The sequence below is a fragment of the Virgibacillus sp. 6R genome (genome assembly GCF_001895305.1).
Taxonomy (GTDB): domain Bacteria; phylum Bacillota; class Bacilli; order Bacillales; family Amphibacillaceae; genus Virgibacillus; species Virgibacillus pantothenticus.
This window is the reverse complement of record NZ_CP017762.1, coordinates 1793668-1806521: the sequence shown is the minus strand read 5'-3', so window position 1 is coordinate 1806521 and position 12854 is coordinate 1793668. Positions and strand designations below refer to the sequence as shown.

Sequence of the window (12854 nt, the reverse complement as noted above, 5' to 3'; positions counted from 1 at the left end):
AAATGAATAGTAAAGCAATGCAAAAATTCATTGAAATTGCTGGGCGGATTGGGTCACAACGTCATCTTGTTGCTGTACGTGATGGATTTGTAGCTATCATGCCACTGATTATTGTCGGGTCGCTAGCGATTCTAATTAATAACTTTCCTCCGTTTGGGGCGTTTAATTTTGTTGAATGGATGAATGGGATTTTTGGTGAAGGAAACTGGCAGGCAGTGGGGGGAAGTATTTGGAATGGAACATTTGCCATTTTAGGTCTTTTAGTTACCTTTTCCATTGCGTATAATTTAGCTAAGTCCTATGAGGTTGATGGCCTTGCCGCTGGTTTAATAGCAGGTGCTGGATTTATTATGCTGGTGCCTGTCACTAGTGATGGCGGGTTAGACATGGGATGGCTTGGAACACAAGGATTGTTTGTGGGAATCATATTAGCTTTAGTGGTCACGGAGTTGTTTCGAACATTAATTACATCCAAGATGACGATTAAGATGCCAGAGGGCGTGCCTGACGGTGTAACTAGATCTTTTGAAGCACTAATCCCCGCTGTACTCATTTTAATTTTAGTTGGATTTTTCCAAGCCATGATGACTGTATTTGCTGAGAAGAGTATTTTTGAAGTAATCTTTAACATGATTCAAGAGCCATTGCAAGGCTTAGGAAATACATTGCCTGCTGCTATGCTTGTTTCCTTTTTAAATCATTTGCTTTGGTTCTTCGGATTACATGGTACGAATATTATCGGCTCTGTAATTGAACCCGTTTATTTGCCATTAATTGAAGAAAACCTTAATCTGTTTAAGAGTGGTATGTCGGCATTTGAAGTACCTAACATTGTTACAAAACCATTTTTAGATTCATTCGTTTTTATAGGAGGTTCTGGAACTACGATTGCTTTGTTAATTGCTGTCTTTGTCGTTATTCGCAGAGAGAAGAACCATCCTTATCGACAAGTAGCTAAGTTATCTGCTCCAGCAGGATTATTTAATATTAACGAGCCAGTGATTTTTGGTTTACCAATCGTGTTAAATCCAGTGATGTTAATTCCATTTATTTTAGTCCCTGTAACGCTTACCATTACGTCTTATATAGCTATTGCAACAGGGTTAGTACCTAGGACAGTTGCAATCTTGCCATGGACAACACCACCTATCCTAAGTGGCTATCTCGTAACGGGAGGAAGCTTTAGAGGAGTTGTGTTACAATTATTTAATTTAGCGCTTGCTATTGTTATGTATATACCGTTTGTTATGGCGGGAGCAAGAATGTTAAAAAGAAATGAGGGAAAAGCAAAATGATGGTAAAGGAAGAATTACAACAGCTTTCGTTTTCTATTATTCTTCACGCAGGTAATGCTCGATCGCTTTCTATGGAAGCGATATCAAAAGCAAAGGCGTACCAATTTGAGCAAGCACGTACGATGATCGAAGAAGCGGAAGAGGCATTTAGAGAAGCGCATCATATACAAACGAAACTGCTGCAGCAAGAGGCAGAAGGAAAACATACGGACGTATCCGTCATTCTGATTCATGCTCAAGATCATTTGATGACAGCGCTAACAGTGAAAGACTTGGCTGTTGAAATAATTGAACTATATGAAAAAATGGAAACAATAGAGGGGGAGAAGCAGTGAAAATTATCCTTGTTTGTTCAGCTGGCATGTCCACGTCTATGCTCGTTAAAAAAATGAAAGAAACAGCGGATAGCCGTAATCTAGAAGTAGATATTCGTGCTATTGCAGAAACACAACTGAAAAATGAAATGGAAGACCTTCAAGTCGTGCTAATTGGTCCTCAAGTTCGTTATTTAGAAAAGAAAATAAAAGCTCAGCTTGAACCAAAAGGCGTAGCCGTAGACGTTATTGATCAAATGGCATATGGCATGATCCAAGGTGATAAAGTATTAGATCAGGCACTTTCCTTAGCGAAGAAATAGCATATAGAAATGAATAGAAGCATGTATATCTATCTCATGAGTTTGTCCCAAGTCTGTCATAGATTTGGGTTTTTTTATTGTATAGGAACCTATAAAATGAGGTGCTTGTGGATAACGAAATAACCGAAGCCACGTCCGGCGCATGAGCCCAGCAACGATGCGACTTTAGAAATCGCCCTACGATAAGGCCTCATCGGTTCGTCTCTAAGAGGAAGGCCGACTAAACAGGGGCTTGCCGCTCAGGCGCCGGCATACCCCTGTTTTTAGTGGCATGATTCCTTTATCTTTAGTTGATTCGTTCCATTCGCTACGTTGCTACGGGCGCCCCGAGCTTTTGTTCCACTATAGTAAAGTATAAGATTTTTTTGGTTTATAGTATAAGAAAAACAAAGGCTTGGCGACAAGCCAAGTTTTTCTAAAGGAACCTTCTACAATCGCTTTGAAGGCTATAATATTGCGCATTACTCACTTCGCTATGGGAGCTTGTCGGGAGGTTGACTGAAACAAGAAACTCAGAATTTCATCACTATTTAGCACTTGATTAAAATAGTTATCTATTTTATAATGTTTTTGTAAATGATTTTCATTTTGATTTAATCAGTGTAAATAATTCATGTTTGTTAGATGAATTTTTAAATTCCTCTTTTGTGTAGGCGCTTACGGATGAGGGCGGTAATGAAAATCGTACACTGTTGAAGAGATGGGGTGTTGAAATGAAAAAAGTGTTATTTGAGCAAGCGCAAAGGTTTGGAAAGTCGTTTATGCTGCCAATTGCAGTGTTGCCTGCGGCAGGTCTGCTACTAGGAATAGGTGGAGCCTTTAGTAACCCTGCAACGATCGAAGCATACACTTTCCTGGATCAGAAATGGTTACAGGCGATCTTTACCATAATGAGTTCAGCAGGCAATATTGTTTTTGCAAATTTGGCTTTAATTTTTGCTGTAGGGGTTGCAATCGGATTAGCAAGAAATGATAAAGGTACAGCAGGTTTGGCGGCAGTGTTAGGATATTTAGTAATGAATGCCACGATTAATGCGATGTTGACTATTACTGGTGAGTTGGCCGAAAGTAATTTAGCCGAAGTTGGTCAAGGAACAATATTAGGTATTCAAACTTTAGAGACAGGTGTTTTTGGTGGTGTTATTTTAGGTTTACTTACTTATTTCCTCCATCAACGTTATAACAATGTGGAACTTCCAAAGTTTTTAGGGTTTTTTGGAGGTTCACGATTTATTCCGATTGTTACAGCATTTATGTCCATTATATTAGGAGTTATTTTATATTATGTTTGGCCCATTATTCAAACAGGCATTTTCTCTCTTGGCGGGTTAGTAGAAGCAACTGGTTATTTGGGGACTTTCTTGTATGGTTTTATTTTAAGACTACTTGGTCCATTTGGCTTACATCATATTTTTTATATCCCTTTTTGGACGACAAGTCTTGGCGGCTCTATGATTGTTGATGGCACTTTAATTGAAGGAACACAAAGGATCTTTTTTGCTCAATTAGCGCAACCTGATGTAGAACAATTTTATATCGGAACTGCTCGGTTTATGGCTGGCAGACATATTACGATGATGTTTGGACTACTTGGCGCTTGTTTGGCTATTTATCAAATGGCTATACCAAAAAACAAAAAGATAGTATTGGGATTAATGTTATCAGCAGGTTTAACGTCTTTTTTAACAGGTATTACAGAACCAATTGAATTTTCCTTTTTATTTGTTGCGCCAATCCTTTACGTTATCCATGCTCTATTTGATGGTTTAGCGTTCATGTTAGCGCATATGTTTGAGGTTACGATAGGACAAACTTTCTCAGGCGGATTTATTGATTTTATGCTCTTTGGTGTCTTGCAAGGCGTAGAAAAGACAAATTGGATATGGGTGCCAGTCATTGGTGTATTCTGGTTTTTCTTATACTACTTCACGTTCCGATTTGCAATAGCTAAGTTCCATTTAAAAACACCTGGTCGTCAGGATGAAGATATGGAAATACAAATGTTTACCCCAGAAGAACAAGCTCTCGCTATTATAAATGGCCTTGGTGGTAAAGCTAATATTAAAGATGTTGATAACTGTGCTACGCGTTTAAGAGTAAGTGTATTTGACCAAGAACGCGTTCAAAAGGATGCACTTATGAAAACAGGTGCAAAAGGAGTAGTGGCCAAGGGAAACGGGATTCAAGTGATATACGGACCAGAGGTAACGACGATTAAAAATAATGTTGAGAAGACAATGGGAGAGTTGTAATATGTATTTAAAACAACTAGAAAAACAACTGATTGTATCTTGCCAAGCGTTGGAGCATGAACCGTTACATTCCTCAGAAATGATGGCAAAAATGGCTCTAGCAGCGGTTCAGGGTGGTGCAAAAGGAATTAGAGCTAATTCTGTAGCCGATATAAAAGCAATTAAAAACCAAGTAAATGTTCCGATAATCGGATTAATGAAGCAAGATTACGAGGATAGTGATGTTTACATTACGCCTACAAAAAAAGAAGTGAAAGCTTTGTTAGAGGTAGGTACAGATATTATTGCCATGGATGCAACCATGCGAAAGCGCCCAGGGGATGAAACGTTAGAAGGCATTATTACATTTATCAAGTCACAATCAAATACGGAAATAATGGCAGATATTTCTACTGTAGAGGAAGCAAAACATGCAGAAGAGTTAGGCTTTGATTGTGTATCGACAACTTTAGTAGGTTACACACAGGAAACAGAAGGACAGCACATTGCAACGAACAATTTTAAACTGTTACATGAGATACGATCAGCAGTATCCATCCCAGTCATTGCAGAAGGGAAAATTAGTACGCCACAAACTGCTTTTAAAGCTCTTGAGAATGGTGCGTATTTTGTGGTAGTAGGCAGCGCAATTACTAGACCGCAATTAATTACCAAAACATTTGTAGATGAGGTTCAAAAATATAGCGCCAACAATTAAGTTGGTTGCTATATTTTTTTATATTCTTCTAATTTAGACAGTGTCTGGTTATAATTCGTACTCGCCTCTTCATTGGTTAATAGCATCATACTAATTATGTCTAAACAAATTAAAATAGATAACTGACTGTTCATAAAACCTTTTGTTTGATAGTGCTGTACACTTGCGGTATACAGGATAATATCTGACTGTTTTGCTAAACTGGTTTCAGAAAAATTGGTAACGGTGACGACCCTCGCTCCCTTTGATTTGGCTAGTTGTACGCTATCAATCACTTCTTTTGTCTGTCCAGAAGATGATATGGCAATAACGACATCGTTTTTTGTAAGAATAGAGGCATTAATAACCATAGCATGTGAATCTGTATGCGTATCTACACTATACCCCATTCTGCTTAATCTTATTTTAAGTTCTTCAGCGGACAAACCAGAGCTACCAATACCATAGATATGAATTCGATTAGCGTTTTGTATCCAGTTGGAAACAAGTTCATAATCATTAACAGTTGCTACAGAGTGTGTTGATTTAATCACAGAGTTATAAACTTGCGCAACCTTTTCTATTGCTTCATTAGACTCAATAGTTTCCTCGACTGCATCACGTAATAATATTTTAAATTCTACAAAGTTACTTACCCCAATTTTTTTACAAAAACGCGTAATTGTAGCTACAGAAACACTTATTTTACTAGCTAATTCTTTTATATGTATATTTAATAAATGTTGTCTATTATTTATTACATAATCAGCAACTTTTTTTTCGGTTTTACTTAATGTTTGGTATTTTAATAGCACCTCATCAAGGATAGAATTCATTCTTGGTCACCTCCATAAGTAGTATATAATCTAAAAGAACAATGAATTCGAGTTGCTCGCTTCTCGAATGGAATATATGTAGAAGAGACAGTGAGTTATCTGTAATTAAAGAATGGGCGAAGCAACACAATTTTCATCTCACCTTTGAACACCCTATAAACGATATTATATAAGAGAGAGTTAATAATTGCTAATTCAGCACGACAAACGCTTCGACTTGATGGTGAAAATAGGATGTAAGTACGTATACATTCTAAACTATAGCTAATAAAAACAATTGTCCTCTGATATTTTAGAAGGGTTTTTATTTCACTATAGGAAAGCATAAGATTTTTTTGGTTTATAGTTTGAAAGAACTTAAAAATTGATTTTAAATAAAAAAGTGCATAACAAAATAAGCCTATATATAAGGCGTAAAATTAAAAATATTATAAAAATAGTAGTAATCTAAAGTTTCTTAAATTATTAATTCCTCAGCAGTTAGGATAAATATTCCTTATATCAACACATCCCCACCGAATTTTATAGTGGATAAAGCAGACATTGACTGTTTGCCACGTAATAAACTGGAATTGTTTATACAAGGATTAGTTTCCGTGCTCATTGGCACACTTATTTGTACTTAAAAATGACAAACGGCACATCTTAGTATGCGGGCAGCAAAGTAAAGAACTGCACCACTCAACTCCCCGTGCTCTGTAGTGTATCTGCCTACTCAATTATATTTTATCAACTTTTTCGGGGGTGGAAGAATTACTTTTATTCATTTTTGTGCCCTGAGCATAGCGAAAGGCATGATACTTAGTATAAGAAAAACAAAGGCTTCCGCCATAAGACTTGGCGACAAGCCAAGTTTTTCTAACAATAAATTTTTCTTTACAATTTCCACCATTATTGCTAATCTAGACTTAGTTCATCAATAAATTAGAATCTTTTTAACACTAGGGGAGCTAGATGGTTAGCTGAGAGAAACGTGTGTCGTTTTGACCCTTTGTACCCGAACAGGATAATGCCTGCGTGGGAAAGTGTAGTCATAGCTGACTGCATTTCACGTGAATGGAATGCAGTTTTTTTATCTTTCTATCCATTATGTCCGTTACCCATGATGGGAGTTGCTTTGTTTAGCTTTGGCACTCATGCTACGTAGTTAGATCTTCTTTATAAGATCGGTCTTCATATTGCCATGTGTCCTTTTCGCATTATAAAGTTTGGTATCTCGTTAGACGGGCGCTTACGTTTTGAATGTAGATAATTTCACTGTGACTGCTACATAACACACACCAATTTCTTCGCAAAGGTTGTCCAACTATTTTAGAAATAGTTGTATAAAGCTCAACTCTTCTAAACCATTCCAAATATCCCTTTTAGCCATTCTAATTCTTGTTAGATTCCTTTATTCTGTATAATTTGTAATTAATTTCTTTTTTTAATTATTTTTTGTACAATGAATAGGAGGGAAAAATTCCCAATTACGATGATTGGGGAGATATAGTATACCTACCACAGACTGAATTTTCACTAACTGGAGGCGGTTGTAAATGAAAGAACAATGGGGATTTTTAGAAAACGTACCTCATGACGCTGCAATTAATATGGCCTTAGATGAAGCACTGTTACAGTGGCATTATGAAGAAAAAATACCTCCAACATTACGTTTTTATCAATGGAGGAAACCTACTCTTTCCATTGGACATTTTCAAAAATTGGAGGGGAGAATTGATTTAGAAGGCGTTCAGAAGCACCAATGCCAATTGGTTCGGAGAATGACTGGAGGAAGTGCTGTGCTGCATGACGATGAATTAACTTATAGCATTGTTATTTCCGAATCGCACCCGTCTGTAGCTTCGTCAATTCGCCAAGCCTATTATGATTTATCCAAAGGAATTCTGGAAGGATATAACCATTTAGGAATAAAAGCAAGTTATGCTGAATCGGTATCTAAGGAGCGAAGCAATATTTGTTTTGAGCGCCCAGCATTTTATGAAATGGTCGTGGATGGTAAAAAACTTTCAGGAAATGCACAGACGAGGAAAAAAGGAGTACTCCTTCAGCACGGATCGATCCCTATATCGATGAATGTAGATATGCTGTTCGATATGTTTATTTTTCCAAATGAAAAAATAAAAATGAGAAAGAAGCAAGCTTTTTGGAACAAAGCTACAACCATAAACCGGATTTTACAGAAAAATATTTCGTATGACACCGTGAAAGCAGCTTTTAAAAAAGGTTTTTCAGAAGGTCTCGAAATTGAACTGAAAGAATTTTCATTAACAAAAAGCCAGTGGAATGAAGTGTATCGGTTAGCTGAAAAAAAATATGCTAATTTACCATTAGAAGGAGCGGTTTCTCATGTCTAAAAATACAACACCCCTAAGAAAACCTGCATGGTTAAAAACGAAAATCAATACGAATCAGTCGTATCGTGGTTTAAAGAAGTTAATGCGGGAGAATCGTCTCAATACAGTGTGCGAGGAAGCTCGTTGTCCTAATATCCACGAATGTTGGAGCGAGAGAAAGACAGCAACCTTTATGATTTTAGGTGATACATGTACAAGGGGATGCCGCTTTTGTGCTGTAAAGACAGGATTACCAAATGAATTGGATTGGGGAGAACCAGAACGCGTAGCTGATTCAGTTGCAATCATGGGACTAAAGCATGTTGTCGTGACAGCTGTTGCTCGTGACGATTTAAATGATGGAGGGGCAGCTGTTTTTGCAGAAACTGTTCGGGCGATTAGACGTAAAAATCCAGGCTGTACGATTGAGATTCTGCCTTCTGATATGAAAGGGGATTATGAAAGCTTACATACGTTAATGGATAGCGAGCCAGATATTTTTAATCATAATATTGAAACAGTAAGGCGGCTAACAAAACGGGTTCGGGCTAGGGCAATGTATGATCGTTCTCTCCAGCTTTTGCAGCGGGTAAAAGAAATCAAGCCAAATACGCCGACGAAATCAAGTATAATGGTTGGTTTGGGAGAAGAAAAAGAGGAAATTATTCAAGCAATGGATGACTTGTTAGCTCACCAAGTAGATATAATGACAATTGGTCAATATTTGCAACCGACGAAAAAGCATTTACAAGTTGAACGCTATTATCATCCCGATGAATTTGAAGAATTAAAGAAAATAGCTCTGGAAAAAGGGTTTAAGCATTGTGAAGCAGGGCCTTTAGTCCGTTCTTCTTACCATGCTGATGAGCAGGTGAGCAAGACTTCTGCACAACGGAGAATTGATTATATGAAAGGATATGAGAGTCAAGAAAAAAAGCAAGTTGATTTCCAATTCTAAGAAGCGATATGAGTTAGGATCATGGGAAAATATGGTTTTGTTCGAAAAAGTCCTCTTTAAAGCAAGAGGGCTTTTCGTCTTTTTGTCATGTCTAATGATGCTGCAGGCTTTGATTTAAAATAATAAAACAACTAACGGTATTAGTACAATTTAACAATAAGTGTTCTTCATGTACATTAGTAATCCGTGTGGAACCCTTTCATGTTTCTGTTCGTATATAATGATATACTGGGATATAGAAATGGAGCGTATTCATGATGAAATCCATCACCGTAAAGCAATTAGCAAAACAATTCAATTTAGAAATTTTGGCAGGAAATGATGAATTAGAGCGTTTAATAACGAAGCCACGAACACATCGCCCTGGGCTGGAATTTATCGGTTTTTTTGATTTTTTCCCAATGGAGCATGTTCAGGTGTTAGGGAAAAAGGAGATCGCCTATTTACATCAATTAACCCATGATGAAAGAAGGTCGCGAATTGGCAATATCGTGAAATACCATCCGCCTTGTTTTATTGTAACCTCCGAACAAGAAGGATTGATGTATTTAACTCAATTTTGTAATGAAGAGGGTATTCCACTACTTCGTACAAAAGAGCCTACATCCACTTTTATTGAAAAATATGATGCTTATATGATCAAGTCATTAGCACCGGAAACAGCAATTCATGCTGTTTGTGTTAACATTTTTGGGCTTGGAATACTCATTCGTGGAAAATCAGGGATTGGAAAAAGTGAAATTGCCCACACGTTGATAGGTAGAGGGCATCGATTAGTGGCGGACGATATCGTTGTTTTAAAAAAACTCGGTCCGGATACTTTATTAGGAACACATAATGAAACGAATAAAGAGTTTCTCGCTTTACGAAGTGTCGGTTTACTAAATGTCGTTCGTTTGTATGGAAGGAAGGCGTTTCAAGAAGAAACACGTATCGCATTGGATATTCATTTAACAGAATGGGAAAAAGATGCTTTAAACAATGAATTGGAACTTGAAACAAAGACGAATGATTATATGGGGGTTACTATACCTACAATAGAAATTCAATTGCAACCAGGACGCGATGTCGTCGGCTTAATTGAAGCTGCGGCAAATAACTGGTATTTAAAACAACAAGGCTATAGTGCAGCAGAAGAATTTATTCAACGTCTAGAATCAGATATGGAAAATAAGGGGAAAACTAATTAAATGATAGTTCTAAATGGGGTTGGGACAAAAGCAAATACGATATAGCAATAGCCGAACGATCCATTTATCCCGCTTATAAGGTTAGACTCCGACTTCAAGTACGACAAGTGAAGCAGTAGATATTAGCGCCTAAATACTCGATTCGTTTAGTGGTCTTTAGGTCATACCATTATGGTACTAACAATAAGTAGGGGATAAAAGAACCCCCTACTTATTGGGTCTACTTTATTGTTCGTTTTTTGAATCAGCAGCGCTGGTTTGGTTATATCCCAGTCTTTACATAAGTTATAGTTATGTATGGTAAGCCCACATTTGGAGCTAAAAGCAGCTGTTTACACTTTATCCGTGTAGGTCTAGGTAATTAAGGCAGCATCATAAATAATGCTACGATGGAAATAATAGGGATCGCGAGTACTAGGAATGTACTAATTAAAGAAAATTGTGTGACCATAGCTTTAGCTTCCTCCGGCACATCTACTTTTTTCTGTAAAAAAATAAAGAACACCGCAAAGATAACAAGAAATAATAGAATGATTGCCGGTGTGTATAGCTCTGAAACTTCAGTTACGCTTTCCATCTGAGAAAAGCCGTAAACAATCAATAGTATTGGAAGACCTTCGCTTATTGCTACACCAATCATCATATTGTTTTGAACTCTTGCTTGTAGACTAGGGTCTTGTTTTAACTTTTCCACATTTATTTTAAAGAGTGCTAAAATGGGGATCATTGCTAGAGCAGCTGCTGCAACAAATACATACGGGCTCATGGAAACAACCTCCTTCCTTAAAATTGGTGAAAATGGCTATGTCTATTGTCGCTTGTCCGGTTAAAGCTGGATTGATTTTAAAAGATAAGAAACCAGCATGGCTCGCCAAGAGCGCAAGCCACCATCTATGATGAAAAACTTTGCTTTATAATGTTTAGATTCTTGAAAGACTACCTAAAATAAATAAGTTATATAATGGTAAATAGCGTTTTTTTCATACAAAAGTATAAACTTAAGTGCTTGGGGATAACGAAATAACCGACTAGCCACGTCCGGCTCCATCGCTCAGCAACTAGGCGACTTTAGAAATGCGCCCTACGATAAGGCCTCATCGGTTCGTGGTAAAGAGGAAGGCCGACTAAAAACGGGCTTGCCGCTCAGGCGTCGGCATACCCCTGTTTTTAGGGGCATGATTCCTAAATCTTTAGTTGATTCGTTCCATTCGCTACGTTGCTAAACGGGCGCCCCTCGTCTTTGTTCATTTTATTTGCTACATTGTATGAAATGATAATCTCCAACAGGTTTATTCTGTTTTTCTTAATGCCTATTGGACAAAGCCTTGAGCTACTTACCTTGCAATAAGTTAAATCGTAACATCCAGATAAGTTTCACTATCCTAATGCTAACTTTTAAAATTAGCCTATCATGTTTGACGATTCTGTACAATAAAATTTGCTAAAAACTGCTAGGATTCGATATAATTTAAGTCGATTATTATAATTCAAACTAAGAGGAACACAGCTAAGAATATTAGGAGAATAATATGATAAATTATGTGGATTTAATTATAGCCTTTGGGATTGCAGTTATTACTTCTTTTTTGCTGACATATCCCGTAAAGAGATTAGCTATCTTTATCGGTGCCGTTGACTTCCCCAATTATCGCAAAATACATACGAAAGTAACGCCTCGGCTTGGAGGCTTAGCCATTTTTTTTGGTATGGTTGCAGGGTTAGTATATTTACAACCAAGCCACCCGCATTTAGCTGAAATTGCTGCTGGAGCAGTTGTTATTATTATAACCGGTGCTCTAGATGATCGTTTCAGCATTCAGCCAGTTGTTAAATTAACAGGACAATTGATCGCAGCTTCGTTTTTGGTTTCTTCTGGGCTGATTATTGAAAAATTGACGCTTCCGCTCTTTGGCACCGTTGAATTGGGATTTGCAAGTGTACTAATTACGGTTCTCTGGGTGGTCGGGATTACCAATGCAATTAATTTAATTGATGGACTAGATGGTTTAGCAACTGGGGTAACAACGATTGCTTTAATCAGTATTTGTGTCATGGCTTTTATTGATATGCAAATCATAGTCGCTTATTTATGTATCGTGTTAATTGGCAGCAATCTCGGTTTTTTATATCACAATTTTTACCCTGCCAAAATTTATATGGGTGATACAGGCTCCAATTTTTTAGGCTATATGATTGCGGTAGTTTCCATGCTTGGTTTATTTAAAAATGTTGCTTTGTTTAGCTTTGTTATTCCAATTATTGTCTTGGCTGTGCCAATATTTGACACACTGTTTGCCATTGCAAGAAGAGCATATAATAAAGAGAATATTATGATGCCTGATAATAAGCATATTCATTATCAACTTTTACAAGCAGGGTATAGTCATCGTAAAACAGTATTAATCATATACGGGTTTAGTGGATTGTTTGGCATCATGGCGGTGCTGTTTTCCAATGCAAGTATAACAGTCGCCTTTATCATTACGATCATTGTGCTTATTCTGCTCCATTTGTTTGCCGAAATGGCTGGAATAGTGATGGGAGGGAAGCGACCGGTTTTACGTATGCTTCGCCTGCTCATTACCAAGCGAAAAAGAGATCAATAAACATAATCAATCGTCAAAATGTGAAAAGTTTATTATAATAAAAGAAGTTGTACCATTATCATTGAACA

The 12854-nt window shown here is 37.2% G+C and carries 11 protein-coding genes and 1 riboswitch; of the genes, 9 read left to right on the top strand and 2 right to left on the bottom strand.

The annotated features are described in order from the left end of the window. Nucleotides 1-2 precede the first annotated feature (2 nt). The 5 genes from BKP57_RS08245 (at nt 3) to BKP57_RS08225 (ending at nt 4881) form a co-directional block, all read left to right on the top strand. On the top strand, nt 3-1295 hold the full coding sequence (locus BKP57_RS08245; RefSeq protein ID WP_156875301.1) for a PTS sugar transporter subunit IIC: 1293 nt from the start codon (nt 3-5) through the stop codon (nt 1293-1295). After that, the gene (locus BKP57_RS08240; RefSeq protein WP_050351172.1) at nt 1295-1630 is read left to right on the top strand and encodes a PTS lactose/cellobiose transporter subunit IIA; all 336 of its coding nucleotides are present in this window, start codon (nt 1295-1297) and stop codon (nt 1628-1630) included. Before BKP57_RS08245 ends, BKP57_RS08240 begins: the two co-directional genes overlap by 1 nt. Then, nucleotides 1627-1932 (top strand): PTS sugar transporter subunit IIB, encoded by a 306-nt coding sequence (locus BKP57_RS08235; RefSeq protein WP_050351006.1) that lies wholly within the window; start codon nt 1627-1629, stop codon nt 1930-1932. The genes BKP57_RS08240 and BKP57_RS08235 overlap by 4 nt, the downstream gene beginning before the upstream one ends. Nucleotides 1933-2645: 713 nt before the next feature. Next, on the top strand, nt 2646-4184 hold the full coding sequence (locus tag BKP57_RS08230) for a PTS transporter subunit EIIC (protein ID WP_050351007.1): 1539 nt from the start codon (nt 2646-2648) through the stop codon (nt 4182-4184). 1 nt (nt 4185) lies between these two features. Further along, nucleotides 4186-4881: an N-acetylmannosamine-6-phosphate 2-epimerase gene (locus BKP57_RS08225; protein WP_050351008.1), complete on the top strand. Its 696-nt coding sequence runs from the start codon at nt 4186-4188 to the stop codon at nt 4879-4881. A gap of 8 nt (nt 4882-4889) precedes the next feature. On the opposite strand, the gene BKP57_RS08220 is transcribed toward BKP57_RS08225, so the two are convergent. Then, complete coding sequence (locus tag BKP57_RS08220; protein ID WP_072741336.1) at nt 4890-5696, bottom strand: MurR/RpiR family transcriptional regulator; 807 nt, start codon at nt 5694-5696, stop codon at nt 4890-4892. A 933-nt stretch (nt 5697-6629) separates the two neighbouring features. Then, nucleotides 6630-6737, top strand: a riboswitch (TPP riboswitch). 497 nt (nt 6738-7234) lie between these two features. On the opposite strand from BKP57_RS08220, the gene BKP57_RS08215 reads away from it, so the two are divergent. The 3 genes from BKP57_RS08215 to hprK all read left to right on the top strand — a co-directional run bounded on the left by BKP57_RS08215 (nt 7235) and on the right by hprK (nt 10180). After that, nucleotides 7235-8053, top strand: a complete 819-nt coding sequence (locus BKP57_RS08215) for a lipoate--protein ligase family protein (RefSeq protein ID WP_050351010.1) — start codon at nt 7235-7237, stop codon at nt 8051-8053. After that, entirely contained in the window at nt 8046-8990 is a 945-nt protein-coding gene (lipA, locus tag BKP57_RS08210) for a lipoyl synthase (RefSeq protein ID WP_050351011.1), read from the top strand. Before BKP57_RS08215 ends, lipA begins: the two co-directional genes overlap by 8 nt. 257 nt (nt 8991-9247) lie before the next feature. Next, nucleotides 9248-10180, top strand: a complete 933-nt coding sequence (gene hprK, locus BKP57_RS08205) for an HPr(Ser) kinase/phosphatase (protein WP_050351173.1) — start codon at nt 9248-9250, stop codon at nt 10178-10180. Nucleotides 10181-10541: 361 nt separating this feature from the next. Here hprK and BKP57_RS08200 read toward each other — a convergent pair whose 3' ends face one another. Continuing rightward, nucleotides 10542-10946 carry a hypothetical protein gene (locus BKP57_RS08200; protein WP_072741335.1) on the bottom strand — a complete coding sequence of 135 codons (405 nt, stop codon included), beginning with the start codon at nt 10944-10946 and terminating at the stop codon, nt 10542-10544. 763 nt (nt 10947-11709) lie between these two features. Here BKP57_RS08200 and BKP57_RS08195 point away from each other — a divergent pair. Further along, nucleotides 11710-12786 (top strand): glycosyltransferase family 4 protein, encoded by a 1077-nt coding sequence (locus tag BKP57_RS08195; protein ID WP_050351013.1) that lies wholly within the window; start codon nt 11710-11712, stop codon nt 12784-12786. Nucleotides 12787-12854: the final 68 nt, after the last annotated feature.

Coding starts and splice junctions, on each gene's coding strand:
- BKP57_RS08245 (WP_156875301.1), top strand. CDS start 3: ATGAATAGTAAAGCAATGCAAAAATTCATTGAAATTGCTGGGCGGATT.
- BKP57_RS08240 (WP_050351172.1), top strand. CDS start 1,295: ATGGTAAAGGAAGAATTACAACAGCTTTCGTTTTCTATTATTCTTCAC.
- BKP57_RS08230 (WP_050351007.1), top strand. CDS start 2,646: ATGAAAAAAGTGTTATTTGAGCAAGCGCAAAGGTTTGGAAAGTCGTTT.
- BKP57_RS08225 (WP_050351008.1), top strand. CDS start 4,186: ATGTATTTAAAACAACTAGAAAAACAACTGATTGTATCTTGCCAAGCG.
- BKP57_RS08220 (WP_072741336.1), bottom strand. CDS start 5,696: ATGAATTCTATCCTTGATGAGGTGCTATTAAAATACCAAACATTAAGT.
- BKP57_RS08215 (WP_050351010.1), top strand. CDS start 7,235: ATGAAAGAACAATGGGGATTTTTAGAAAACGTACCTCATGACGCTGCA.
- lipA (WP_050351011.1), top strand. CDS start 8,046: ATGTCTAAAAATACAACACCCCTAAGAAAACCTGCATGGTTAAAAACG.
- hprK (WP_050351173.1), top strand. CDS start 9,248: ATGAAATCCATCACCGTAAAGCAATTAGCAAAACAATTCAATTTAGAA.
- BKP57_RS08200 (WP_072741335.1), bottom strand. CDS start 10,946: ATGAGCCCGTATGTATTTGTTGCAGCAGCTGCTCTAGCAATGATCCCC.
- BKP57_RS08195 (WP_050351013.1), top strand. CDS start 11,710: ATGATAAATTATGTGGATTTAATTATAGCCTTTGGGATTGCAGTTATT.